The organism is Streptomyces sp. NPDC096013 (genome assembly GCF_044763565.1).
In the GTDB taxonomy this organism is placed as follows: Bacteria; Actinomycetota; Actinomycetes; order Streptomycetales; family Streptomycetaceae; genus Streptomyces.
Window position 1 is genome coordinate 366,461 of the sequence record NZ_JBIWGK010000003.1, and the last position, 25,206, is coordinate 391,666.

The 25,206-nt window shown below is 70.9% G+C and carries 23 protein-coding genes and 1 tRNA gene; 9 read left to right on the top strand and 15 right to left on the bottom strand.

What is annotated here, in order from left to right:
- Positions 1–96 precede the first annotated feature (96 nt).
- From pfkB to ACIRB1_RS13195, 6 genes are all read right to left on the bottom strand, one after another.
- Positions 97–1,044, bottom strand: coding sequence for a 1-phosphofructokinase (gene pfkB / locus ACIRB1_RS13170; protein WP_403465592.1), 948 nt, complete (start codon positions 1,042–1,044; stop codon positions 97–99).
- A complete protein-coding gene (locus ACIRB1_RS13175; RefSeq protein ID WP_352181855.1) occupies positions 1,041–1,802 on the bottom strand; it encodes a DeoR/GlpR family DNA-binding transcription regulator in 762 nt (253 codons plus the stop codon). The genes pfkB and ACIRB1_RS13175 overlap by 4 nt, the downstream gene beginning before the upstream one ends.
- Before the next feature lie 159 nt (positions 1,803–1,961).
- Complete coding sequence (locus ACIRB1_RS13180; protein WP_403465593.1) at positions 1,962–2,438, bottom strand: hypothetical protein; 477 nt, start codon at positions 2,436–2,438, stop codon at positions 1,962–1,964.
- 59 nt (positions 2,439–2,497) lie between these two features.
- On the bottom strand, positions 2,498–3,232 hold the full coding sequence (locus ACIRB1_RS13185; protein ID WP_352181857.1) for a Crp/Fnr family transcriptional regulator: 735 nt from the start codon (positions 3,230–3,232) through the stop codon (positions 2,498–2,500).
- Positions 3,233–3,234: 2 nt separating this feature from the next.
- Complete coding sequence (locus tag ACIRB1_RS13190; RefSeq protein ID WP_403465594.1) at positions 3,235–3,381, bottom strand: hypothetical protein; 147 nt, start codon at positions 3,379–3,381, stop codon at positions 3,235–3,237.
- Between the two features lie 1,255 nt (positions 3,382–4,636).
- Positions 4,637–6,235: an MFS transporter gene (locus tag ACIRB1_RS13195; RefSeq protein ID WP_403465595.1), complete on the bottom strand. Its 1,599-nt coding sequence runs from the start codon at positions 6,233–6,235 to the stop codon at positions 4,637–4,639.
- 122 nt (positions 6,236–6,357) lie between these two features.
- Here ACIRB1_RS13195 and ACIRB1_RS13200 point away from each other — a divergent pair, with 122 nt between their 5' ends.
- A complete protein-coding gene (locus ACIRB1_RS13200; RefSeq protein ID WP_403465596.1) occupies positions 6,358–7,329 on the top strand; it encodes a helix-turn-helix transcriptional regulator in 972 nt (323 codons plus the stop codon).
- 150 nt (positions 7,330–7,479) lie between these two features.
- On the opposite strand, the gene ACIRB1_RS13205 is transcribed toward ACIRB1_RS13200, so the two are convergent.
- Both ACIRB1_RS13205 and ACIRB1_RS13210 read right to left on the bottom strand, forming a co-directional pair.
- A complete protein-coding gene (locus ACIRB1_RS13205) occupies positions 7,480–8,205 on the bottom strand; it encodes a TetR/AcrR family transcriptional regulator (protein WP_403465597.1) in 726 nt (241 codons plus the stop codon).
- 341 nt (positions 8,206–8,546) lie between these two features.
- On the bottom strand, positions 8,547–9,545 hold the full coding sequence (locus tag ACIRB1_RS13210; protein ID WP_328829870.1) for a sigma-70 family RNA polymerase sigma factor: 999 nt from the start codon (positions 9,543–9,545) through the stop codon (positions 8,547–8,549).
- A 200-nt stretch (positions 9,546–9,745) separates the two neighbouring features.
- Between ACIRB1_RS13210 and ACIRB1_RS13215 the strand changes: the two genes are divergently transcribed.
- Positions 9,746–10,276 carry a GNAT family N-acetyltransferase gene (locus ACIRB1_RS13215; RefSeq protein ID WP_403465598.1) on the top strand — a complete coding sequence of 177 codons (531 nt, stop codon included), beginning with the start codon at positions 9,746–9,748 and terminating at the stop codon, positions 10,274–10,276.
- Positions 10,277–10,319: 43 nt separating this feature from the next.
- On the opposite strand, the gene ACIRB1_RS13220 is transcribed toward ACIRB1_RS13215, so the two are convergent.
- On the bottom strand, positions 10,320–11,123 hold the full coding sequence (locus ACIRB1_RS13220; protein WP_352181862.1) for a class III extradiol ring-cleavage dioxygenase: 804 nt from the start codon (positions 11,121–11,123) through the stop codon (positions 10,320–10,322).
- A gap of 110 nt (positions 11,124–11,233) precedes the next feature.
- Between ACIRB1_RS13220 and ACIRB1_RS13225 the strand changes: the two genes are divergently transcribed.
- Positions 11,234–11,746 (top strand): MarR family transcriptional regulator, encoded by a 513-nt coding sequence (locus tag ACIRB1_RS13225; protein WP_352181863.1) that lies wholly within the window; start codon positions 11,234–11,236, stop codon positions 11,744–11,746.
- 111 nt (positions 11,747–11,857) lie between these two features.
- On the opposite strand, the gene ACIRB1_RS13230 is transcribed toward ACIRB1_RS13225, so the two are convergent.
- Together ACIRB1_RS13230 and ACIRB1_RS13235 are read right to left on the bottom strand one after the other, a co-directional pair.
- Positions 11,858–13,420: an MFS transporter gene (locus tag ACIRB1_RS13230; RefSeq protein WP_352181864.1), complete on the bottom strand. Its 1,563-nt coding sequence runs from the start codon at positions 13,418–13,420 to the stop codon at positions 11,858–11,860.
- Between the two features lie 157 nt (positions 13,421–13,577).
- Positions 13,578–14,222 carry a TetR/AcrR family transcriptional regulator gene (locus ACIRB1_RS13235; protein WP_352181865.1) on the bottom strand — a complete coding sequence of 215 codons (645 nt, stop codon included), beginning with the start codon at positions 14,220–14,222 and terminating at the stop codon, positions 13,578–13,580.
- Between the two features lie 319 nt (positions 14,223–14,541).
- Here ACIRB1_RS13235 and ACIRB1_RS13240 point away from each other — a divergent pair, with 319 nt between their 5' ends.
- The 3 genes from ACIRB1_RS13240 (at position 14,542) to ACIRB1_RS13250 (ending at position 17,748) form a co-directional block, all read left to right on the top strand.
- Complete coding sequence (locus tag ACIRB1_RS13240; protein WP_403465599.1) at positions 14,542–15,825, top strand: M6 family metalloprotease domain-containing protein; 1,284 nt, start codon at positions 14,542–14,544, stop codon at positions 15,823–15,825.
- Positions 15,826–15,934: 109 nt separating this feature from the next.
- The gene (locus ACIRB1_RS13245) at positions 15,935–17,593 is read left to right on the top strand and encodes an IclR family transcriptional regulator C-terminal domain-containing protein (protein ID WP_403465600.1); all 1,659 of its coding nucleotides are present in this window, start codon (positions 15,935–15,937) and stop codon (positions 17,591–17,593) included.
- An 82-nt stretch (positions 17,594–17,675) separates the two neighbouring features.
- Positions 17,676–17,748, top strand: a tRNA-Arg gene (locus ACIRB1_RS13250).
- A 154-nt stretch (positions 17,749–17,902) separates the two neighbouring features.
- On the opposite strand, the gene ACIRB1_RS13255 is transcribed toward ACIRB1_RS13250, so the two are convergent.
- The 3 genes from ACIRB1_RS13255 to ACIRB1_RS13265 form a co-directional block, all read right to left on the bottom strand.
- Positions 17,903–19,012, bottom strand: a complete 1,110-nt coding sequence (locus tag ACIRB1_RS13255; RefSeq protein ID WP_403465601.1) for a DUF475 domain-containing protein — start codon at positions 19,010–19,012, stop codon at positions 17,903–17,905.
- A 173-nt stretch (positions 19,013–19,185) separates the two neighbouring features.
- Complete coding sequence (locus ACIRB1_RS13260) at positions 19,186–20,307, bottom strand: GNAT family N-acetyltransferase (protein WP_352181876.1); 1,122 nt, start codon at positions 20,305–20,307, stop codon at positions 19,186–19,188.
- Positions 20,308–20,475: 168 nt separating this feature from the next.
- A complete protein-coding gene (locus tag ACIRB1_RS13265) occupies positions 20,476–21,663 on the bottom strand; it encodes an MFS transporter (protein ID WP_352181877.1) in 1,188 nt (395 codons plus the stop codon).
- A gap of 70 nt (positions 21,664–21,733) precedes the next feature.
- Here ACIRB1_RS13265 and ACIRB1_RS13270 point away from each other — a divergent pair, with 70 nt between their 5' ends.
- The 3 genes from ACIRB1_RS13270 (at position 21,734) to ACIRB1_RS13280 (ending at position 24,351) form a co-directional block, all read left to right on the top strand.
- On the top strand, positions 21,734–22,699 hold the full coding sequence (locus ACIRB1_RS13270) for a winged helix-turn-helix domain-containing protein (RefSeq protein WP_352181878.1): 966 nt from the start codon (positions 21,734–21,736) through the stop codon (positions 22,697–22,699).
- Positions 22,700–22,877: 178 nt separating this feature from the next.
- Positions 22,878–23,381, top strand: coding sequence for a glutathione peroxidase (locus ACIRB1_RS13275; protein WP_352181879.1), 504 nt, complete (start codon positions 22,878–22,880; stop codon positions 23,379–23,381).
- Positions 23,382–23,478: 97 nt separating this feature from the next.
- Positions 23,479–24,351, top strand: a complete 873-nt coding sequence (locus ACIRB1_RS13280) for a MerR family transcriptional regulator (RefSeq protein WP_403465602.1) — start codon at positions 23,479–23,481, stop codon at positions 24,349–24,351.
- 621 nt (positions 24,352–24,972) lie between these two features.
- Here ACIRB1_RS13280 and ACIRB1_RS13285 read toward each other — a convergent pair.
- Positions 24,973–25,164 carry a DUF397 domain-containing protein gene (locus ACIRB1_RS13285; protein WP_352181881.1) on the bottom strand — a complete coding sequence of 64 codons (192 nt, stop codon included), beginning with the start codon at positions 25,162–25,164 and terminating at the stop codon, positions 24,973–24,975.
- Between the last annotated feature and the right edge of the window lie 42 nt (positions 25,165–25,206).

Sequence of the window (25,206 nt, forward strand, 5' to 3'; positions counted from 1 at the left end):
GGGTGGGGACGGGGACGGGGGTACAGCGGGGCTGCGGGGAGGGGGCGGCCGTTAACGGGGAGCGGGGTCGGGTGGCCGAACGGACCGTGGGCGCGCTCATGTCACCGGCTCCGTGAGGACGCGGTCCACCGGGACGTCCGCCGTGACGGTCACCGCGGCCGGGTCGAGATCGGCCGGGGTCGGCATCACACTGCCGGGGAGCTGGACGGCGGCGGCGCCGTGGGCGACGGCCGAGGCGAGGGCGTCGGGGCCGCTGCCGCCGGCGATCAGGAAGCCGGCCAGCGAGGAGTCCCCGGCGCCGACATTGCTGCGTACGACGTCGACGCGCGCGCTGCCGTACCAGGCACCGGAGCCGTCCACGAGCAGCTGCCCGTCCGCGCCGAGGCTGGCGAGGACGGCACCGGCGCCCAACTCCCGCAGTTCTTCCGCCGCCTTGACCGCGTCGCCGACGGTGGCGAGCGGGCGGGAGACGGCCTCGGCGAGTTCCTCGGCGTTGGGCTTGACGACGTCCGGGCGTTCGCGCAGCGCCTCGATGAGGGCGGGCCCGGAGGTGTCGAGGGCGATCCGGACCCCGGCGGCGTGCGCGCGGGCCACCAACTCGGCGTACCAGGACGGCGCGAGGCCGCGCGGGAGGCTCCCGCAGCAGGCGATCCAGTCGGCGTCACGGGACTGCCGCCGGACCGTCTCCAGAAGCAACTCCTGCTCGGCGGCGGTCAGTTCGGGCCCGGGTGCGTTGATCTTCGTGAGCACGCCGTCCGCCTCGGCCAGCGCGATGTTCGAGCGGGTGGCCCCGGCGACCGGGACCGGCGCGACCTCGATGCCCTGCGCGTCGAGCAGGTCCGCGACCAGCGCGCCCGGAGCACCGCCCAGCGGCAGGACGGCGACGGTACGGCGGCCCGCGGCGGACACCGCGCGGGAGACGTTGACACCCTTGCCGCCGGGGTCCATGCGTTCGCCGGTGGCCCGTATGACCTCGCCGCGGTCGAGGGAGGGGACCTCGTAGGTGCGGTCGAGGGACGGGTTCGGGGTGACGGTGAGGATCATGCGCGCACTACTTCCATGCCGCCGCGCTCCATGGCGGTGGCGTCTTCAGGGCTCAGCCCGCTGTCGGTGATCAGGAGGTCCACGTCGCTCAGGGCGCCGAAGCGGGCGAAGTGCTCCTGGCCGTGCTTGGCGGAGTCGGCGAGCAGCACCACCCGGCGGGCGGCGGCGATCGCCGCGCGCTTGACCGCGGCCTCGGCGAGGTCGGGGGTTGTGAGCCCGTGCCCGGCGGAGAAGCCGTTGGCCGCGACGAACACGACGTCGGCGCGGATCTCGCCGTAGGCCCGCAGCGCCCAGGCGTCCACGGCGGCGCGCGTACGGTGCCGCACGCGCCCCCCGACGAGGTGGAGCTGCATGCCCGGGTGGTCCGCGAGGCGGGCCGCGATGGGCAGCGAGTGCGTGACGACGGTCAGCTCGGCCTCCAGCGGGACGATGCCCGCGAGGCGGGCCACCGTCGTACCGGCGTCGAGGATCACCGTGCCCTGCATCGGCAGCTCGGCGAGGGCCGCCTTGGCGATGCGGTCCTTCTCGTCGGCCGCCGTCGACTCGCGCTCGGCGAGGTCCGGCTCGAAGTCCAGCCGCCCGGCGGGTATGGCACCGCCGTGCACCCGGCGGACGAGTCCCGCGCGGTCGAGGGCCTTCAGGTCCCGGCGGATCGTCTCCGCCGTGACCTGGAACTCCTCGGCCAGCGATATGACGTCCACCCGGCCGCCGTCACGGGCCAGCCGGAGGATCTCCTGCTGCCGCTCCGGTGCGTACATGTCCGTTCGCCTCCGACCTGTGCCCGAACTTGTGGTTTCGCTGGGGAGGCTACGCCCGGATTTCCGGAAAGTAAACAGGTTCGGGCATCAGGTGGACATGAACGGGCGGACGGGGCTTTTTTTGGGGGGGGCTGGCTGGGGGCGCCATGCGGTGTGGGGTCAGCCGCGACGCAGGTCTTTGATCTTCTTCTGGGCGGCGAGGATGGCACGCACCAGTTCGCCCCGGGCGGCTTCCTGCCGCATGGCCTGCACGAGCCGGGCGTGGCACTCCTGGACACCGATATGCGCGGCCGTCGGGTCGAACTCGGGCAGGGCGGAGTCGACGTAGTCCTTCACACACTCGACGACCTTCGCCAGTTCGAGCCTGACAGCCTCGGTGTCTTCGGCTATTCCCTCGATCATGTTGCCGATCTGGGAGATCTCCACGAAGTCGTCGGCGGCACAAGGTTTCCGGGTGAGGCGGCACTGGGCCTTGTAGAGGTCGCCGAGCCACTCGGCCGGCCTGTCGAAATCGGCGTTCGTCTCGTCCTTGTGGCGCAGCCACTTCGTCCAGGCGAAGACCTGCCGGTGATGCCGGTACGTCAGGGCCCCGAGCAAGGCGGTGGCGGCGGGCACCAGGAAGGTGCTGATCATCATGGGGTGATCCGTTCGGGGATGAAACGCGAGCGGGGAGGGGAACGGTGCGCCGGGCGGGGTCACACCCCGCCGGCGAGGTGACGCAGCGCGTCGACGTCATGGACGAGGAACTTCCGGTACCGAGCCTCGACGATCCCGTGGTAACGCAGGGTCCGCAGCGCGTTCTCCGTTGTGGAGACGGCGAGTTGGAGCGCCGCCGCGATGTCCCTCTGAGCCGGGCCCGTGATGTGCGTGACGCCCGTCCGGGCATCGGGGGTGCCCGCGGTGTCGGCGAGATGCGCCAGGAGCCGACTGGTGCGCTCCAGGGGCGGCCTGGTGGTCAGGGTGTAGACGAGTTCGTCGCTGCGGTTGCGGTGCTCCAGGCTGCGCAGCAGCGCGAGCTTGGCCTCGGGCCGCTTGCTCAGCAGCACGTTGAAGCGGCGCGCACGGCAGGGGATGACGACGGTCCTGGTCAGGCAGCGGGTGCGGACGGCGGACTCGGGGCTGATGAGCTTGGCCTCGCCGACCAGCTGGCCGCCGCCCCGGAACCGGGTGACGACGGGGGCGCCCTCCCAGTCACCGAGCGGGAAGCGGTCCTGTCGTACGACGCCGTCCCAGATCAGGTAGACGTTCCGGTCGTCCGCCGCCATCGGCAGGTGCTCGTCCTGGCCGTAGCTGCGGCCCCGGAGGTCGTCCTCCAGCAGAAAACGCCAGTCGTCGGCGGACAGGCGTTGCAGGAAGCTTCCCTCAGGTTTGTCCTCATGGCCCATGAGGGGGTGGTCGGTCGGCCGGTTGGTGTCGGCGGTCGAGGGCACGCTCACTCCCCCGCCCCGGCGGCCGCGTCGGCACGCGCACCGGCGTGCGCGCCCTGACGCGTGGGGTGGTGACGGGGTGTCACCAGGAGGGTGCCGCGGGAGCCGCGGTGCGACGGCGGACGTACGCCGTCGCCGTTGACGGTACGCATAGTGCGATCCTCGTAGTGTCTACGCAGGAGAACCCCGCTGTTCAGCGAGGTTCCGGGTGGTGGGTCCGGAACGTTCCGGGAGATACGGCACCGCCCGGCTGGTGAGGCCCGGCGGGTGGAAACAGTGGCGCGAGATAGCACGGTACCCCTCGCCACGAGTGAAGAGCCAGCCGCGTTTTCGAAGGTGGCGGCGGAGAATGTAGATCGTTTCGGAAACCCCTGGCCGTAGGGCTTTATTACAGAAGATCACGAGCAATACGAAGGGGAAAGAAAACACCCTTTACCGCATTGCCGATCGCGGCCGTTCTGGTTATCCACCGCGTCCCGGAGGGGTGCCGGGACCCTTCTCAGGTGGCCGAGATATGACACGTACACAAACCGTCGGCAAAAAACGAGAGGCCCCGGGGCACCACCCCCAGGGCCTCCCGGAATGGTCCGGACCCACCAAGGATCAGACCGCTGCCCAGTAAACACCACGGATGCCGTTTGGGTCACTCCCCGCCCACCACCGGCGCCGGATAGTCCAGCGAAATCCCCGCCCACGGGGATTGTCACCGACAGCTAACCTCGCCACACGCGCCGTCGGGACGCCCCGACAGGCCGAGCCTTTTGCCCCCTTTGTCCCCACGTGAGGAAGGCGCTTCCGCCACCCACAGGGACATGACAGCGTTATCAACTGATTGCCATCGATCAAGAGTAAACAGATTCGGCCAGTACGGGCCCGCGCGACCGCCGACTCCGGCCACCGGAAGCCCGCCCGGCAAAGCCCGCGGAGCGCCCCACTCCGGCCCGCCCGATTAACCGGACGGCGCTGCCGGAATTCCTTTTCCCGAGGCAATCAAAGGCGACAGAAAATGTGGCCGGTCGCGGTGCCGGGCGGATTCCTGAACGGAAATCAACGGTTCGCCGCCGCAACATCGTGAAGTGTCGACAAGATAATAAAAACACCGTCCCGATCCCGCGCCCGCCCCCCGTCCCGCACACCCGGCCCGCCCGCCCCACCGGTAACTCACGGTCCGTCAGTTTTCCCTCGGCGCGGGCGACTTGGGCCCACGAGACGCCCGTAACCGGAGTGTTCACCACAGAAGCGAGCATTAGGGGACGTAGTGCGGCGTTCGGCCCCCGGTGCGCCGTCCGGCCTGCCGGGCGTACGCCCCACCCGTCCCCCGGCGTACGCCATCGTCCGCTCTTTCACGTCGAGCGCCCCACCCCCGTACTGCTCGGGGCGGGGCGCTGTCAGGCACCTGGAGAGGCATCAACTCCCGCCGAACGCGGCCTCCTTGGCCTCGACCTCTGTGGCCTCAGCCCCCTTGGCCGTCGCCTCCGTGACCGGAGCCCCTTCGACCACCCCTTCGACCGCCCCCGCGACCGCCGCCCCGGCCGCCCGCCCCGGCAGCGCGAACATCAGCAGGAAGATCAGCCCCATCACCGCGGCGACCCAACCCAGCGAGTCCTGAAAGGCGTTGACGAACGCGGGCCCCACCTCGGCCGGGGTCAGCCGGTCGCCGATCGAGCCGAAGAAGACCACCGACACCAGCCCCAGCCCCAGCGCGTTGCCCATCTGCTGAACGGTGTTGATGAGCCCGGACGCCGATCCCGCGTGCTCGCGCGGCACTTCGGAGAGGATCGTGTCGGTGAGCGGGGCGAAGATCAGGCCCATGCCGGCGCCCATCACGACGAGCGGGAGCGCCATCTGCCAGGAGGCGATGGCCAGTTGGTACCGGTCGGCCTCCCAGAGGTACAGCAGCACGCCCACCACCATCACCAGCGCGCCGGTCTGGAGCACATTGCGCCCGCCGAGCCGCGGCACCAGTTTCTGCACGGACATCCCGGCCGCCGCCGAGCAGGCGAGGGAGAACGGCACACCGGTCAGCCCGGCCCGCAGCGGGCTCCAGCCCAGCCCGATCTGCATGTACAGCGTCCAGACCAGGAAGAAGATGCCGAGCCCGATCCCGAAGACCGTCTGTACGGCGATACCGGCCGCGAAGCTCTTCACCTCGAACAGGGACAGCTCGACGAGCGGCGAACCGTCCCGCGCCGCCTTCCGGCGCTCGTAGGCCACCAGCCCGGCGAAGACCCCGATCGAGCCGGACATCGACACGAACCCCCAGGCGGGCCAGCCCAGTTCGTCGCCCCGGGTGAGCGGATAGAGCAGCATCAGCAGGCCGAGGGTGACCAGGGTGACGCCCACCAGGTCCAGCTTCAGCGCGCGCGGGGCCTTGGACTCCGTGATGAAGCGGGTGCCGAGGATCAGTCCGGCGATACCGACGGGCAGGTTGATCAGGAAGATCGGGCGCCATTCCAGCCCGAACAGATTCCACTCGGTGAGCAGCGCGCCGAGCAGCGGACCGGACACCGCGCCCAGTCCGACGATCGCGCCGAACAGCCCGAACACCTTGCCGCGTTCGTGCGCCGGGAAGGTCGCGTGCACGATCGACAGCACCTGCGGCACCATCATCGCGGCCATCCCGCCCTGAAGGATGCGCGAGGCGACGAGCATCTCCGGGTTGGCGGCGAAGCCGCAGAGCGCGGAGGCGAGCGTGAAGCCGCCGATGCCGACGAGGAAGAGCCGCTTGCGGCCGTGGATGTCACCGAGCCGCCCGCCGGTGATCAGCCCGGCGGCGAAGGCGAGCGCGTAACCGGCCGTTATCCACTGGATCTGGCTGAAGGAGGCGCCCGCGTCCCGCTGGATCGACGGGATCGCGACATTGACGATCGTGACGTCGACGAGGTCCATGAAGGCCGCCGTCATCACGATCGCGAGGGCGAACCAGCGACGCCGGTCACCCGCGCCGGCCACGGGGGCCTCGGGGGCCGGGGCCGAGCTGTCCACAAGGGTTTCGGTGGAGGTCATGACCCGAAGCTAGAGCCCTATTAGGTCAGATCGTGTCCTACTTCTACGGCATCCTCGAACCCGTGAAGACGACCGTGAGGACGACCCCATGAGGACGACCCCATGAAGACGACGGAGCACTCATGACGACGGACACCCCGGCCCGGCTCCTCCAGCTCCTCTCCCTCCTCCAGACGCCCCGCGAGTGGCCCGGCGGCGAGCTGGCCGACCGCCTCGGGGTCTCCCGGCGCACGGTCCGCCGGGACATCGACCGGCTGCGCGAACTCGGCTACCCCGTGCAGGCGACCCTCGGCTCCGACGGCGGCTACCGGCTGGTCGCGGGCAAGGCGATGCCCCCGCTGGTGCTGGACGACGAGGAGGCGGTGGCGATCGCGGTCGGCCTGCGCGCGGGCGCCGGGCACGCGCTGGAGGGCGTGGACGAGGCGTCCGTACGCGCGCTGGCGAAGCTGGAACAGGTACTGCCCTCGCGGCTACGGCACCGGGTCGCCACCCTCCAGGCCGCCACGACCCCGCTGACCAGCGGCGACGGCGCGAGCATCGCTCCCGAGACGCTGACGGTGATGGCCTCGACGGTGGCGGGCCGGGAGCGGCTGCGCTTCGCCTACCGCGCCAAGGACGGCACCGAGTCCCGCCGCGTGACGGAGCCGTACCGCCTCGTCTCGACCGGCCGGCGCTGGTACCTCGTCGCCTACGACCTCGACCGCGAGGACTGGCGCACGTTCCGGGTCGACCGGGTGAGCCGGCCCTTCGCGACGGGGGCGCGGTTCACCCCGCGCGAGCTGCCGACGGGGAGCGCGGCGGAGTACCTGCGGCAGTCCATGTACCGGCGTCAGGAGACCTACGAGTACTCCGTCACCTTCGCCGCCCCCGCCGACGCCGTGGCGGCCCGCATCCCGGCCTGGCTCGGCGCCCCGGAGCCGCTCGGCGAGGACAGCTGCCGCCTGCGCGCCACGACCGGCGACGCGGTGGACTGGCTGGCCGTACGGCTGGCGATGCTGGGGTACGAGTTCACGGTGCAGGAGCCGACGGAACTGGCCAGATGCGTACGGGAGTTGGGCGAGCGGCTGATCCGGGCGGGCGGCGGGGACACGTAAGCCGGACTCACACCCCGTGACGGCGGGGACCCGTGAGCCGGGCTCACCCCACGTGACGGCCGGGACACACGAGCCGGACCCACCTCCCGTGACGGCCGGGACACATGAGCCGGGCTCGCCCCCGTGGCGGCCGGAGCCCGTGAGCCGGGCTCACCCCCCGCCCGGTCCCGCCGCTCCCAGCTCCCCCCAGGGAAAGTCCCGTAGCACCCGCAGGTTCCGCAGCGCCATGTCCGCCGGGCCGGCCGCCGCACCGCCGTGCGCCTCCTCGGCCGCCCAGCCCTCAACCGCGGTGCGTACGGCGGCACTTGCCACGGCGGCGGCGAAGCGCAGCTCCGGGGAGACAGCGGAGGGGGCCCGGTCGGCGGGGGTGCCGTCGGACCGGGTGAGGCGTTCCATGATGACCTCGCCCAGGGTCCGTTCCGAGGCCTGGCAGACCTCCGCCCAGACCCGGCGCAGGGCGGGGCTGGTCTCGGCCATGCCGATCAGGGTGCGCACCCAGGTCCAGGAGTTGACGGAGACGCCCACCCCGGGGGTCAGCGTGTGGCGTGCCCCGTGTTCCAGGGCCTCCGGCACGGACAGGGCGGCCGGGGCCGCGCGGACCGCCTCCGCCCAGCGCTGGGCGCCGGCCGCGTAGAGCGGGGCGACGGCCTCTTCCTTGGTGGCGAAGTAGCGGTAGAACGTGCGCGGGGCGATACCGGCGGACTGGGCGATGTCCTCGGCGCGGGTGGCGCGCAGCCCGTGTCTCACGAAGAGTCCGGCCGCCGCCCGGGCGATCTCCATCCGGGTCTCGGCCTTGCGCCGCTCGGTCAGCGAGAGCGGGGCGGTGCGGGAGTGCGGTGCGGAGGCGGAATCCGGTGCTGGGGTGGGGCTGCTCACATCGGCAGGCTATGCCTCTGTGGCACAATCTGCCATTCGGCGGGCCACCCCGGAGTTCAGGTACGGGGTGCCCCGCCATCCAAGCGTGCTCCGGCAGAAAGAACCGGGCCCCGACGCCTGGGGGGTAAGCGCCGAAGCCCGGTTCCGGAGAGTCCCGGCGCCGGGGGGGGGATTGCGTCGGGACGTGGCTCAGGGGGTCTCGGGGCGTACCCCGAACCCCAACTCCTGGGCCCTGAAGTCTTGTTCCCAGGGCCCTTGAGGTTGAAGCGGCGTTACACAGCCATGTTTGCGGGCCGGACACCACCCGGGGGAGCCCCCAAAGGGAGCCCCCGGCACCCCGCTTACGCCGCCGCGTCGAACCCGGTCTGACTGGCCAGCTTCTTCAGTTCGAGCAGGGCGTGCTTCTCGATCTGCCGAATCCGCTCCCGCGTCAGCCCGTGCTCCTTGCCGACCTCCGTCAGCGTCCGCTCACGGCCGTCCTCGATGCCGTACCGCATCTTGATGATGGAGGCCGTGCGCTGGTCGAGGCGGCCGATCAGATCGTCCAGTTCCTCGCTGCGCAGCAGGGTCATGACGGACTGCTCGGGCGAGACCGCGGAGGTGTCCTCCAGGAGGTCACCGAACTGGGTGTCGCCGTCGTCGTCCACCGACATGTTCAGCGAGACCGGGTCACGGGCCCAGTCCAGCACGTCGGTCACGCGCTCCGGCGTCGAGTCCAGCTCCGCGGCGATCTCCGCGTGCTCGGGCTCCCGGCCGTTCTTGCGGTTGAACTCGCGCTGCACCCGGCGGATCCGGCCCAGCTCCTCCACCAGGTGGACGGGGAGCCGGATGGTCCGGGACTGGTCGGCGATGGAGCGGGTGATGGCCTGGCGGATCCACCAGGTCGCGTACGTCGAGAACTTGAAGCCCTTGCGGTAGTCGAACTTCTCGACGGCGCGGACCAGGCCCGCGTTGCCCTCCTGGATCAGGTCCAGCAGGGGCAGGCCGCTCCGCGGGTAACGGCGGGCCACGGCCACGACCAGGCGGAGGTTGGAACGGATGAAGACGTCCTTGGCACGCTCCCCTTCGGCGACCAGTGCCTCGAGCTCGGCGCGGGAGGCGTCCGCCTGGGACTTCTCCTCGCCCTCGAGGACCTGGCGCGCGAACACGCCCGCTTCGATGGTCTGCGAAAGCTCGACTTCCTTGGCGGCGTCGAGCAGCGGTGTCCGCGCGATTTCGTCGAGATACATGCCGACCAGGTCGCGGTCGGCGATCTCGCCGCCATGGGCGCGAACACTGCGTGCCGCGTCGGAGGTCTCGCCGGTGGCGGACTTACGACGGGCGACGGCACGGGTTGCCATGCGTGCTCCCTTGCGAATGGGGTCCCCCCAGGCCCTTTGGCACTGGGGGATGGTCAGCAGGTGTTCGTCCGATGCTTCGGCACTCTTCTCGTGTGCCCTGCATCTGATGGAAACAACGACTGGAATCCGGACAGAATTCCCAACCCGCTCCCCTATTTTTCTGATCTTGCAGTACCCTGTCCGGCCACAAGGGGGTCGCGATGCCATCGGAACGTACAGAGGTGCAGGTCAGGTCGGGAGTCGAGGGTGACCTCGAAGCCCTCACCGGCATCTACAACCACTACGTACGCGAGACCCCGATCACCTTCGACACCGCCGCCTTCACGCCGGAGGAGCGCCGCCCCTGGCTGCTCTCCCACCCTGAAGACGGGCCATACCGGCTGAAGGTTGCCGTGGACGGGACCTTCCAAGGAAACTCACAGCGAATCCTCGGCTACGCCACATCCAGCCCTTACCGGGCGAAGCCCGCCTACTCGACCTCGGTCGAGGTCACGGTCTACCTCGCCCCGGAGACGGGCGGCCGGGGCATCGGGACGCTGCTCTACGAGGCCCTGTTCGCGTCCCTGGCGGACGAGGACGTGCACCGGGCGTACGCGGGCATCGCACAGCCCAACGAAGCGTCCACGCGGCTGCATGAACGCTTCGGGTTCCGGCGTGTCGGCACCTACCGGGAGGTGGGCCGCAAGTTCGGCCGCTACTGGGATGTCGCCTGGTACGAGAAGGAGTTGTAGCCCTTCCCACGGGGAGAGGGCTGCGCGCCCCGCCGCCCCGGCCTCAGCCGAACTGCACCGACCGCTTCGCCATCCCCATCCAGAACCCGTCGATCACCGACGGGTTCACCGACTCCCGCGTGTCCAGCTCGCCGCCCGCCTCCGCCGCGCCCATGGTGACGAACAGGGGGGCGAAGTGCTCGGTGCGCGGGTGGGCGTAGCGCCCGGCCGGGGCCTTGTGGAGGAAGTCCAGCAGGCCGTCCCAGTCACGGGACTCCAGCGCGCGCCTGCCCCAGTCGTCGAACTCGGAGGACCAGGTGGGCACTCCCCCGCCGGTGTGGCGCAGGGCGGCGAGGTTGTGGGTGAAGAAGCCGGAGCCGACGATCAGGACGCCCTCGTCGCGCAGCGGGGCGAGCTTGCGGCCGATGTCCATCAGCTTGGCGGGGTCGAGGGTCGGCATCGACACCTGGAGGACGGGGATGTCGGCGGCCGGGAACATCTCGACGAGCGGGACGTAGGCCCCGTGGTCGAGGCCGCGGTCGGGGACGTCCTGGACGGGGATGCCCGGGGCGCGCAGCAGCTTCCGTACGGACTCGGCGAGTTCGGGGGCGCCGGGGGCGTCGTAGCGGACCTGGTAGTAGTGCTCGGGGAAGCCCCAGAAGTCGTAGACCAGGGGAACGGGGTCGACCGCGCCGAGGGCGAGGGGGGCCTCCTCCCAGTGGGCGGAGACCATGAGGATCGCCTTGGGGCGGGGGAGGCCGGCGGACCAGGCGGCGAGTTCGCCGGGCCAGATCGGGTCGTCCGCCAGCGGCGGGGCGCCATGGCTGAGATACAGGGCGGGCATGCGCTCCGGTGCGGCGGTGGACATGACGGTCACTCCCAGGGTCGAACTCGATGCTTTAACTCTCAAACTTCCTGCGTCAGAGCTTACCCCTCGTTTGTTTAACATTCAAGGAGACTTCTCGTACAGTGGGGTGCATGAACACGGCACCCGCATCCGCACCCGCTGAAGCCCACTGGCTCACCGCCGAGGAGCAGCGCGTCTGGCGCTTCTACATGCACGCCAGCACCCTTCTGGAGGACCATCTGGACCGCCAGCTCCAGCGGGACGCGGGCATGCCGCACATCTACTACGGCCTGCTCGTGCAGCTCGCCGAGGCCCCGGACCGCCGGCTGCGGATGACCGAGCTGGCCATGAACGCGAAGATCACCCGCTCCCGCCTCTCGCACGCGATCGCGCGGCTGGAGAAGAACGGCTGGGTGCGCCGCGAGGACTGCCCGTCCGACAAGCGCGGCCAGTTCGCGGTGCTGACCGACGACGGCTACGGCGTCCTCCGCCGGACCGCGCCGGGCCATGTGACCGCCGTACGGCAGGCGCTGTTCGAGCGGCTGACCCCGGAACAGCAGAAGTCCCTCGGCGAGATCATGGAGATCGTCGCCGAGGGACTTCAGCCGAACGAAGCGGGTGCGGATCTGCCCTGGCTCCGCTGAGCCGCTCAACTCAACGGAGAACCAGGGCAGTTCCTAGGAGTCGTGCCTACGGGGCGTCCCCTTCCCCGTAGGCACGGATGGTGCGAAGGGGGTACGACCGGCCGGGCGTCGTCAGTGGGCGACGACCGGGATCTTGAAGTCGTCCTCGACGTCGTCACCGGAGGCGACCGGGTCGGAACCCTGCTTGCCCGCGTTGACGAGCACCGAGACGATCACGGCGGCCGTCACCAGCATGCCGACGGCGAACCAGATGGCGTTGGTGTAGCCGTGCACCTGGCCCTGTAGCGCGACGAGCTGCTGCTGGGTCTTGGAGGTGCCCGCACCGGCGATGTGGTCCTTGATGTACGCGGTCGTCGCGGACGCGGCGATCGTGTTCAGCAGGGCCGTGCCGATCGCGCCGCCCACCTGCTGCGAGGTGTTGACCATCGCGGAGGCGACACCCGCGTCCCGGGGCTCGACGCCCAGGGTGGCCAGGGACATGGCCGGCATGAACGCCGTACCCATGCCGAGACCGAGCAGCAGCATCGCGGGCAGGATGATCGAGGCGTACGACGAGCCGATCTCCAGCTGCGTCATCAGGAGCATGCCGACCGCGGCGACCAGGAAGCCGGGGCCCATCAGCAGACGGGCCGGCAGGCGGGTCATCAGCCGGGTGCCGATCTGGGTCGAGCCGACCATCATGCCGACGATCATCGGCATGAAGGCGAAGCCGGTCTTGATGGGCGAGAAGCCCTTCACGACCTGGAGGTAGTAGGTGAGGAAGAGGAACGTGCCGAACATCGCGATGATGGCGATGCCGAGCGAGAGGTAGATACCGCCGCGGTTGCGGTCGGTGATCACACGCAGGGGCAGCAGCGGGGCCTTGACCTTGGACTCGACGATGACGAACGAGGCCAGCAGGACCGCGGAAGCGATGAAGAGCGCGATGGTGGAGGAGTCGCCCCAGCCGTCCGTCTCGGCGCGGGTGAAGCCGTAGACCAGGGACACGAGGCCGAGGGTCGACAGGAGCACGCCGGGGATGTCGAGCGGGTTGCGGTTGCGGCCACCGGCCGGCTCGCGGATGACGAAGTACGCGCCCAGCGCGGCGACGATCGCGAACGGGATGTTCACGAAGAACGTCCAGCGCCAGTCCAGGTACTCGGTGAGCACACCGCCGAGAATGAAGCCGACGGCGCCGCCGCCACCGGCGATCGCGCCGTAGATGCCGAACGCCTTGGCGCGTTCCTTGGCGTCCGTGAACATGACCGCGAGCAGGGAGAGCGCGGCGGGTGCGAGCAGCGCGCCGAACGCGCCCTGGAGGGCACGGGCGCCGAACATCATGGCGCCGGTGGTGGCGACACCGCCGAGTGCGGACGCGGCGGCGAAGCCGGTCAGACCGACGACGAAGGCGCGCTTGCGGCCCCACAGGTCGGCTATACGGCCACCGAAGAGCAGCAGACCACCGAAGGCGAGCGCGTAGGCCGTGACGACCCACTGGCGGTTGCCGTCGGAGATGCCCAGGTCGGTCTGGGCGGACGGGAGGGCGATGTTCACGATGGTCGCGTCGAGCACGACCATCAGCTGGGCGAGCGCGATGAACGCGAGCGCCTTCCAGCGGTTGGAATGGGCTTCGTGCTCGGCGGCCTCGGCGGCCTTGTCGAGAGCGCTTGGAGCGCTTCGAGCTGTTTCAGACATGGTGGTACCCACTTCGGGACTTCGTGACGGAAAAATTCGGAAGAAGGACGTGTTCGGGGACGGCTCGTCCTGCGGGCGACGCTCTGCGGTCGCTACGGGACGAGAGCCGGTGCTTGTTGTCGAGACTGAGACTGGCGTGATGCTCTGAACTGATCGGTCAGGGCTGCCGGAGATCCTCCATCGTCGCGGCCGTACCGGGCAGGACCGAGCGGGCCGGGGCCCGCAGTCCGTCCAGGAACAGCTGCAGGTGTCGGTGTACGAAGCGGTCGGCGCTGAGGCAACCGGTGCCGGCCGGGGGCCGGCTGAGCTGGGCCACGGCCACCATCACGTCACCGACACCCACGTCGGTGCGGAGCTGACCGGACTTCCTGGCCCTGTCCATGACCTCGTCGATGAGCTGCTCGACCCGCTCGCGCGCGGCTTCCAGATCCGGGTGGAACTGGTCGAACGTGCCGGAGATCATCGGGCACAGCGCGCTGATCCGTTCGTCGGCGGCCACGTGCACGAAGCGCTCCAGAGCGGCGAAGGCATCGCCGGTCTCGGTGAGCGCCTGCTCGGCGGCTTCCGACGTACGGTCCATGACCGAGACCACTACCTCGCGGACGAGGGCGTCGCGGTCGGGGAAGTTGCGGTAGAGCGTGGCGTTGCCGACGCCGGCCCGGCGGGCGATCTCGTCGAGCGGCACATCGGGGCCGAACTCGACGAACATCTCGCGGGCGGCGGTGACGACCCGCTCCCGGTTGCGCAAAGCGTCGGCACGGGGCCGGGTCACCTTTCGCTGTACGGGGGTCGCGGTCGTCACGGCGTACTCCTGAAGTCTTGGACTGCTGAGGCGATCCGGGGAAGCACTCCCCGTTTCGCTCGGACACATGGCTAAACGGGGAGACGCTCCCCGGTTATTTCCGCCTCCGCGATTCTTTAGATGTGACCTGAGTCACATTCGCCGAATTCCCGGTTTGGATCTCCGCGCACCGGCCCTCCCGGCTCCCCGTTCGGCCCCCTACCAGCGAGAAACACACGGTCGGTCTCCTCCAGCGCGCGCCCGCACGGGAGTCGACACAGGGTGATCGAAAGGATGCAGCCGGAGACCGGCGGCTGCCGTTGGCGCGAAGGGTCCCCGTATGCAGCCCAGCCGTCGGATACGCCCGCGCCGCGTGGCCGCCCTCGCGTCCGTGACCGTCCTGACCCTCGCGGTCAGCACCTCGGCCGGCACGGAACGCTTCACCCCGGGCGCCATGACGGCGGCGGGCCCGGTCGCACTCGCCCGCACCTCCACGCTCGGCCCCTGCCTGATCAACGGCCCGCTGGACGTCCAGATGTCCGAGGGCATCCCCACCCCCGGCGGCTACTCCCGCTCCACCGGCACGGTCCACGCCCTGACCCTGATGGTCGACTTCTCCGACGCGCCCGGCGAGGGCAGCGCCATGGACCGGTACCGCGAGTTCTTCCCCAAGACCCAGGAGTGGTTCGCCACCAGCTCCTACGGCCGCCTCGACTACCGCCCCGCGACCCCGGTCGACCACTGGCTCCGCATGCCCAAGCCCTTCCGGTCCTACGGCATAGAACGCGGCGCACCCTTCGACCCCGGCTACCGGCAGCTCGTCCAGGACATCGTGGCCGCGGCCGACCCCACGGTGGACTTCCGGCAGTACGACCTCCTGAACGTCCTGGTCACCCCGAACGCGGGCCCCTCCGCCCTGGACACGGTCCTGTCGGTGACGTTCGCGGGCAATACGGAGGCCCCGGTCGCGGACGGCGTCCCGGTCTCCAACGCCTCCTTCGTGTACTCCCGCCAGGACGACGGCTCCGGCTCGTACTCCCAGACCGGCTACCGCGTCCTCCCCCACGAGAACGGCCATGCCTTCGGCCTGCCCGACCTCTACACCCAGGAGGGCGGGAGCGCGGTCGGCCACTGGGACATCATGAGCGAGGACTGGGGCGCCAACAACGACTTCCTCGGCTGGCACAAGTGGAAGCTCGGCTGGCTCGACCCGTCCCAGGTCGACTGCGCGCGCACCGCGGGCACCACGCGGTACACCCTGACCCCGCTGGAGCGGCCCGGCGGCGAGGGCACCCGCCTGGTCTTCGTCCCCATCGACCGCCGCACCGGCTACGCCCTCGAACTCCGCACCCGTGAGGGCAACGACGAGGCCGTGTGCCGCCCCGGCGTCCTCATCTACAAGGTCGAGGCGGACGTCGACACGGGCATGGGCCCCGTGAAGGTCTACGACGCCCACCGGGACAGCGGCGGCTGCACCCGCAGCCCCAACGTCCAGGCCGAACTCTCGGACGCGCCGTTCGCAGCGGGCGAGACGTTCACGGACCCGGGGCACGGAATCCGCATCGCGGTCACGGGAGTCGACGGGGCGGGGACGTATCGGGTGGCGGTGAGCCGGACGCGGTAGGGGTACGGCGGCGAACCCTCCGGTGAACCCACCGGTGATCCCACTGGTGACGAAGGCGGCGAGGTCGGCCTTACCGTAGGGCTGCCGAGACTGCCGTACCGGAGAATCGATGCCCGCTGAGACCTCGCTTGCCGACCCCGCCGCCGGAGTGCCCGCCGAGGCGGTCGCGCCGCTGATCCGTGGGGTCGCCGTGGTGCGGCAACTGACCGAGGCGGGCGGGGTGTTGAGCCTCAGTGCGCTGGAGCGGGCGACCGGTCTCGCCCGCTCGACGGTGGACCGGATCACCGGGACGCTCGCCCGGATGGGATACGTCCGTCTCGACGGCCGGGACGCGGTCCTCACCCCTCGGATCATGGAGCTGGGCAACGCCTACCTCGCCGCGCTGCGCCTGCCCGCCCTGCTCGACGCCCGCGCGGACGCGCTGGCCGACGAACTGGACGAGTCGGTGTCGCTCGCGGTGGCCGACCGGGACGGCATCCGCTTCATCCACCAGGCGACCCGCCGCCGCGCGATGTCCCTCAGCTTCCGCATCGGCGACCTGCTCCCGGCCGAACGCACCGCCCCGGGACCGCTGTTCGCCACCGAGTGGACGGAACCGGAGTGGCGGCACTGGCGGGAGCGCCGGGCCGCCGACCCGAGGGACGAGGGCTTCCCGGCCGTACCCCGACGATCCTCCCCCGGGCCCGACTTCGAGCAGTGGACCGCCCAAGTCCGCGAGGACGGCTGGGCGTTGGACGACCAGCTGATCGAACCCGGGCTGGTCGCGGTGTCCGTAACCGTACGGGACCCCCGTACCGGCACGATCGCCTGCGTGGCGAGCGTCGTGAGCCATACCAGCCGGCACACCGCCGACGATCTGCGGAACTCCCTTCTGCCCAGGCTGCGTTCGGCGGTCCGGACGATGGAGGAGGACCTGGCCGAGGACCTGCGCGAGGCACCGCGCGGCGAGTCCCCCGCCCCCTCCGGACTCGCGACCTGGACGGGCGCGTCCAAGCAGGAACTGGGCCGCGAGTTCGTCGAGTCCCTGGCCCGCGGCCTGACCGTCCTGACGGCCTTCGGCGAGGACCGCGCCGAACTGACCCTCACGGAGGTCGCCCAGGCGACGGGACTGGCGCGCGCGACGGCCCGCAGGGCATTGATCACGTACGAGCACCTGGGCCTGGTGACCCCGTCGGGCGACCGCCGGTTCGCGCTCACCCCCCGGGTCCTGTCCCTCGGCTTCCCGCCCCTCTCCCGTACGACCCTGCCCGTCCTCGCCCACCCCCACCTCACCGCCCTCGCCGCCCGCGTCCACGAACCGGCGTCCCTGGCGATCCTCGTCGGCGACGAGGTCCAGTACACGGCTCGGGTCGCCACCAGCCGCGTGATGAGCGTGAACATCGCGGTCGGCACCCGCCTCCCGGCGTACGCGACGGCCCTGGGACGCGTCCTGCTGGCGGACGCGCCGCCGCGCGAACACGAGCTGCGCGCGCTGACCCCGCGCACACTGACCGACCCGGCGGCGCTGGCCGCGGCGCTGGAGACGGTCCGCAGGCGGGGATACGCCCTGGTCGACGAGGAGTTGGAGGCGGGTCTGCGCTCGATCGCGGTACCGGTCCGCGACCGTACGGGCCGGGTGGTGGCCGCGCTGAACACGGCGACCCATGTGACCGGCCGCACGGTCGAGGAGTACGTCCGGGACGTGCTGCCCGAGCTGACGGCGACGGCGGGCACGATCGAGGCGGACCTGCGGGTGGCGGGCCGCTTCACCAGGGTGTCGGCGGCCTGACCCGGCCCCGCGGAACCGGACGGCAGCGCCCCACCCGAATCCGCTACCCTGTCCTGAGCCGCCCTTCGGGGCGATCCGTCCCGCCTTCGTAGCTCAGGGGATAGAGCACGGCTCTCCTAAAGCCGGTGTCGCAGGTTCGAATCCTGCCGAGGGCACAGTGAGAGGTTGGTTGGAGGCCCTTCCGTCCGGTGGACGGGAGGGCCTCCGGCGTCTCGGCGGAGGCCCGACAGCGGCCGGCGACAGCCCGGAACCGACTTCCGATCCCGGCTACGGCTACGGCTACGGCTACGGCTACGGCTACGGCTACGGCTACGGCACCTTCGCCTCGTCCGCGGCCCCCACCGACCCGTCCCCCTCCGCCGCCGCACGGTTCCGCCGCACCGACGACCAGAACGACCACCCGATCAGCACGACCCCCACCAACCCGGTGATGACCTCGTTGATCTGGTACTGGATGGTCACCATCAGGATCACGGCCAGGGCGCCGATCGCGTAGTGCGCGCCGTGCTCCAGGTAGACGTAGTCGTCGAGGGTGCCCTGGCGGACCAGGTACACCGTCAGGGAACGGACGTACATCGCGCCGATGCCCAGCCCCAATGCCATGAGCACGATGTCGTTGGTGATGGCGAAGGCACCGATCACGCCGTCGAAGGAGAAGGACGCGTCCAGGACTTCGAGGTACAGGAACATGAAGAACGCGGCCTGGCCCGCCAGGACCACCGCCGAGCGGTTGCTCTCCTGTTCGCGTTCCTCCTCCGCCTCCAGGCGGTCCTCGAAGAAGCCCGAGAGGCCGCCGACGATCATGTAGGTGATGAGGCCGGCGATGCCGGAGATCAGGACCGTCTGCGCCTTGTCCGCGTGGGCGCCGCCGTGCTGGTGGGCGTGGGTCGCGAAGGTCATCGAGGTGATCAGGAGGACGATCAGGGCGATGCAGACGGACAGCATGTCGACCTTGCCGAGCTTGGCGAGAGGGCGCTCCAGCCAGCCCAGCCACTTGATGTCCCGCTCCTCGAAGATGAAGTCCAGGAAGATCATCAGCAGGAACATGCCGCCGAAGGCCGCGATCGCCGGGTGGGCGTCGGTGACCAGCTGTTCGTAGCGGTCCTTGTCGGTCAGCGCGAGGTTGACCGCCTCGAAGGGGCTCTTCTTCGCCGTGACCGCGACGATCACCACCGGGAAGGCCAGGCGCATGCCGAAGACCGCGATCAGGACGCCGACCGTGAGGAAGATCTTCTGCCAGAACGCCGACATCTTCTTCAGAATCCCGGCGTTGACCACCGCGTTGTCGAAGGACAGCGAGATCTCCAGGACGGCCAGGATCGCGATGACACCGAACGCCGTCCAGCCGCCGTACCAGACCCCGAGGGCCAGGCCGACCGCGGTGACCGCGAACGACCAGCGGAAGGTCTTCAGAAGCACGGGTTACCCCTCCTGTTGTCGCGCGGTTGCCCGCGGGCCGGGCACAACAGCCCTGACCATCATCGGCGTTGTCTACCACGACCGCCTGTCGTACAGATGGCGGGGGCCACCCCGAGAACGCGGAAAGGGCCCCGACCTCAGCGGTCCAGGGCCCCGGCCGACACACCTCGCCGTCACTTCCTCGGCGCCACCTTGCCCGTCGTCCGCAGCGTGCCCACCGTCTTGAGCAGCCGGTCCGCCGGATCGCGCAGGGACGGATGGGCCAGCACCGTGTTGCGCAGCCCGCGCACCGGGCGCCGCCACAGGCGATGGGCCGCCGCCACCGGGTGCGGACGGGTGGCGAACCCCTCCCCGACACGCAGCTCGCGCGTCTTGAGCCAGTCCTTCCACTCCTTGTCGCCGCGCCCCAGGTCCATCAGGCGCACCCCATGCCGCCCCGCCTCCTCGGCCATCCGCAGATGCATGATCAACCCCGGTGAGTAGTACCGCAGTTCGGGGTCGTACGCCGTGAACCACGCGGCGAACAGCGTCCGGGACGTCGGGCCGAAGTGGGCCGCCACGGGGCGCTCCCCGGCGTAGAGGACGGACAGGATGCCGGTGAAGTGTTCCTCGCGGACGCGGAACAGATGGTTCACCAGGTCGACGATCCACGGGCGCGCGAAGCGGTCCATGCGGCCGGTCCTGCGGTACTGCGCCGATTTCCACCGCATCAGCGTGCGCAGCACCTCGGGGTCGCGCTCGTCGTAGACGAACCGCATCTCGCCGAGGTCGCGGCCCAGCCGGCGTTCCTTCTTCAGGGTGGTCTTGGCGATGCCCGGATAGGCGCCGCGCAGCCACTCCGGGTACGGGACCTCGCCGTCGCCGTCCTTCAGGTCGATCACCGGGGACGCGAACGTGCCCGTGACGTAGCGGCCGAACGGCTGCTGTTCCTCCACCAGATGATCGAACTCGAAGACCGACAGGCCGCAGGCGCGCAGGAGTTGCTGGACGTCCCAGGTGACGCCGGGCCGGTGCACCAGGGCCTGACAGTCGGAGAGGCCGAGGCCGATGGCCCGGCCGACGCCGACGGGATTGCGCTCGTACGGGAAGAAGCCGACCGGCTCCCCGCCCTCGTGCAGCACCGCCACCTGCGCGCCGCCGCGATGACGGCCGACGCCGCCCGCGAACTCCGGTGCCAGAAAAGGGTTCGCGTAGTCCGGCGACTCGTCCATCGCCTTGTGCCAGGCCTGGCGGAGCGTGCTGCTGAGCTCCTCCGGTCTGTGGATCGTGATGTCCGCCTTGCTGTTGGATCGCATGGGCGACCGTCCCCCCACTTTCCCCCACGACGCGTCGTCCGCGTCCTGCCTACGTATCCCAAGGTACGACGAGACACGAACAGTTCGGCAGGGCTCAAACGTCGCGAAACAGTACGGACGCTGTCAAGGATGCCTGTGCGCACGGAAAAGTACGGATCGCCCTCTCCCTCAGGCCGTCTGCGCCTCCGGCACCTCCCCCCGCACCTGTCGGCCCAGCACCGCCAGCACCAGCGTCACCCCGACCGACGCCACCGCCACCAGGGTCATCGCCGTTGCCGGGGAGGTGAGTTGGGCCACCGTGCCCGCGAGGGCGGCGCCGATGCCCTGCATGGAGAGCATGCCCGCGGAGCGCAACCCCAGGGCGTGGCCCGCGAGTTCGCCGGGGGTGAGTTCCATCAGGCGTTCCTGGAGGACGAGGCTCGCGCCGTAGCCGACGGAGGCCACGCACACCGCGACGGCAGCCCACGGCATCCCCGGACGCAGGGCGAAGAAGAGGTACGGGGTGGCCAGGAGGAGGCGGAGGGGGATGTCGAGGCGGGCGCGCAGGGTGGCCGGTACGAAGCGGCCCAGGGTGAGGTCGCCGACGAACATGCCCAGCGCCGCGCTCGCGAACAGCGCGCCCGCGGACCCGGGGTCGTAGGAGACGTAGAGGGATTCGCAGCCGACGATCAGGCCGTTGGGGACCCACATGCCGAGGTAGGTGAGGCGGCGGGGGCGGGAGGACCACAGGACGGCGTTCGTGCGCCAGGTGGCCGCGACCGACGGGCGGCCCGCCATGCGGGGCGGGCGGGCGGTCAGGCCGAGGCGGAGGACGACGGCCGTGGTGAGGTACAGCCCCGACGCGAGGAGGAGGCAGATGCGCGGGGCGAGGAGGGCCAGGAGGGCGCCGCCCGCCGCGAACCCGGTGACCTGCATCAGGCCCGAGGCCATGTTGAACACCGAACGGCCCAGCAGATAGCCGTCCTTGGAGAGGATCTCGTTCAGCAGTCCGCCGCTCACCCCGCCGCCCAGCGAGGCGATCAGGCCCTGGAGGAACACGAGGGCGAGGACCGCGGCGATCGGCAGGCCGGGGAGCGCCAGCAGGGCCGTACAGACCGCGAAGGCCGTGTTGATGCCGGTGAGGGTGGCGCGTGGGGGCAGGCGGTCGGCGCCCGACAGGAAGAAGGTCGCGCCGAGCATCTGGGCGAGCTGCGGGCCGAACATGCTGACGGCTGAGAGCAGGGGGGACGCGGTCGCCCGGTACACGAGGGTCGCCAGGGCCAGGCCGCTGATGGTCAGGGCCGCGTTCTGGGCGGCGAAGGAGAGGAAGAACGGGGTGTATTCGGGGGTACGGAAGAGCTCGCGGTAGCTGCGCATGAGCGGAGTCTGCGGGGGTGCCCGCGAGGGTCCTATTCTTTCGCCCGGACGCGAAACACGGGGGGCGTGGATGGGGTTGTGGCAGCTCAACGCGGACACCCTCGCGCGGAGCCGGTTCGTGCTGTCGTCGTTCGCCGAGACCTTCGCCGCGCTGAAACTGCTGCACGCGGGGGTGGGCGCGCACCCGGGTGAGCAGATGTGGCTGCGGGACCATCTGCCGGGCTACCGGGGGCTGTTGGCGGCCGATCCGGTCAGCGGGGCGCTGGTACGGGCGGCGCTCGGGCGGTCCTGGATCGCCGACTTCTGCTGCCCGACCCAGACCGACCAGGAGTCGTTCGCCGAGACCGTCGCCCGGGTCCGCGCCACTCCCCCCGCCGCCGCCCGCGCCCACCTCCGGGTCTCCCTCGCCGGCCCGCTTCCCGCCGCCCTGGACCGCGACGACCTGCCCGAGCGGGCGGCGCGCGTCCTGGAGTACGTCTGGGAGGAGACCGTACGGCCGTACTGGGCGCGGCGCCGGCGGGTGCTGGAGGCGGACGTGGTCGCGCGGACGGCCCAGGTGAGCCAGGGAGGCTGGGCGGCCGTGCTGGACGCCCTGCAACCGGGGCGGACGCGGTGGCTCGGGGAGAACCGGCTCCAGATCAACCTGCACGAGAACCCACCGCGCGAGGTCTCCGGCGCGGAACTGCTCTTCATGCCGGTGACATCGAAGGCCGGGTGGGTGTCGTGGGAGGAGCCGGACCTGTACGCGATCGTCTACCCCTGCACGGGCGCCCTCGCCGATCCCGGCGGGCGGGCGGTGCCGACGGGGCTCGGCACGCTGCTGGGGGCCTCGCGGGCCGAGGTGCTGATGCTGCTCGGCTCACCGATGAGTACCAGCCAGCTGACCGCCGTGACCGGGCAGGCGCTCGGCTCGGTGGGGCGGCATCTGCGGGTGCTGCTGGACGCGGGGCTCGTGGAGCGGCGGCGGGCGGGGCGGTCGGTGCTGTATTCGCGGACGGCGGCGGGGGAGGTCGTGGTGAAGGCGGCGGGGTTGTAGGGCTGGGGCGGGAGGGCCATCGGGCTGTGGACGGCCAGGAGCGGTGCGGGGGCATCCGGGGTGGGGACGGCTGGGGTGCCGGGACATCCGGGGTGTGGTGCGTGGGCGGCGGCCTGTAAGGGCTGGGGGTCCGTGGGCCCGTGGGGAGAACGACATTTACCGGAGTTAGCATCCGGTTATGACGACTACAGAGAACACGGGTCCCCTCGGTGTCGAGATCGGGTCGCTCACCGGCGGCTCGGCGGACCTCTCGCAGTACGCGGGCAAGGCCGTCCTCGTGGTGAACGTGGCCTCCAAGTGCGGGCTGACCCCCCAGTACACGGGCCTCGAACGGCTCCAGGAGCGGTACGCGGCCCAGGGCTTCACCGTGCTCGGCGTGCCCTGCAACCAGTTCCTCGGGCAGGAGCCCGGCAGCGCCGAGGAGATCGCCGAGTTCTGCTCGGCGACGTACGGCGTGACCTTCCCGCTGACCGAGAAGGTCGAGGTCAACGGAGACGGCCGGCACGAGCTGTACGACCGCCTCGTCGGCTTCGCGGACGGCGAGGGCCACACCGGGGACATCCGCTGGAACTTCGAGAAGTTCCTGATCGGCCGCGACGGCACGGTCGTCGCCCGCTTCTCCCCGCAGACCGAGCCGGAGTCGGCGGAGGTCGTCGCGGCGGTGGAGTCCGCAGTCGCCTAGGACCGACGTGGGCAGGTGTTGACCTTGCCCCTGGGGCAGGGCCGAGCGTCCTTCTCGCCGGGCGGACGGAAACCGCCCGGTGACGGAGGATGCGAGGGTGGACGACGAACTGCTGACCATCGGCGCGTTCGCGGCGCGGGCGCGGCTTTCGGCCAAGGCGTTGCGGCTGTACGACCGGCTGGGGCTGCTGTCACCGGCGTACGTCGACGAGGTCAGCGGTTACCGCTACTACCGCGCCGCCCAGACGGAACGGGCCCGACTCGTCGCGCTGCTACGGCAGTTGGACATGCCGCTGGCCCGGATCGCCGAGCTGGTCGAGGCCGACGGGAGCGACGCGGCGGAACTCCTCGCCGCGTACTGGACGGCCGTGGAGACCCGGATCGCCGGGCAGCGCACGCTCGCCGAGTACCTCCGTGCACGTCTGTCGGGGAGGAGCTCCGAGATGTACGGAACATTCGTGGTCGAGACGGTCGAGGTACCGGAACAGGTGCTGATCACCGAGACCCGGCACACCCTCGCGGACGAGCTGCCGGCCTGGATCGGCGCCTCGCTGGGGCGGCTCGGGGAAGCGGCGCGGGAGTGCGGGGGCGTGAGCGCGGCGCCGTTCGTCGTCTACCACGCCGAGGTGTCGATGGAGAGCGACGGCCCGGCCGAGGCCTGCGTACCGGTCGCGGACGAGGCGGCGGCGCGGGCGTGGGCCGCACGGCAGGGGCGGGCCCGGCAGACCGCGGTCCGGGTGGAACCGGCCAGGCGCCTGGCGTACACCCGCATCACCAAGGCGCAGGTCGCGCATCCGCAGATCCTGGCCGCGTTCGAGGCGGTCGAGCAGTGGGTGGCCGCGCAGGGCCTGCGCTACGCCGGTCCGTGCCGCGAGGTGTACTTCGTGGACTGGGAGGCGGCGGGGCCGGGGGACGCGGTGTGCGACGTGGCGTTCCCGCTGGAGTTCCCGGCGGAGCCGTCGGCGCACTGAGCCGGGGTGCGCCGGGGGGGCGGGGTGATCCCGGGCCGGGGCGGCCCGGGGACCGGGGCGGTCCGAGGGCCGGGATGGCCCGGGGACCGGGGCGGTCCGGGGACCGAGATGGTCCGGGGACCGAGATGGCCCGGGGACCGGAGCGGTCCGGGGACCGAGATGGCCCGGGGACCGGAGCGGTCCGGGGACCGGGATGGCCCGAGGGTCGGGATGGCCCGGGGACCGGGAAGGCCCGGGGACCGGGAAGGCCCGGGGACCGGGAAGGCCCGGGGACCGAGGCGGTCCGAGGGCCGGAGCGGTCCGAGGGCCGGAGCGGTCCGAGGGCCGGAGCGGCCCGGGGACCGGGAAGGCCCGGGGACCGGGAAGGCCCGGGGACCGGGAAGGCCCGGGGACCGGGAAGGCCCGGGGACCGGGAAGGTCCAGGGCCGGGAAGGTCCAGGTAAAAAGCCGAGCCCCCTCGGCAAGGACGGCGGCCAGTCGAGAGGGCTTCGGTGGTGCTTTTAAGTTGTCGATGGTGACGCGGCCGACGATGAGGCTGTCGACGGTGACGCTCTGGACGGTGAAGTTGCCGATCACCTGATCGCTCGAAGATCAGGAAGATCCTCCCCCCGTGTCGTGTGCCTATGCCTTGACCGATGCCACGAAGGCCTTCCACGCGTCGGCCGGGAAGTCCAGGACGGGCCCCTCGGAGACCTTCGAGTCCCGGACGGCCATCGCCGACAGGACCGGGGACTTGATCTCGACGCACGCGCCGTTGCCCTGCGAGTAAGAGGACTTGATCCACTTGTCCGCGGCGCCCTGCTTGATTGCCATGTTCGCTCCGATTACCAGTTGCTGAGTTGCTGTCGCCGTGTC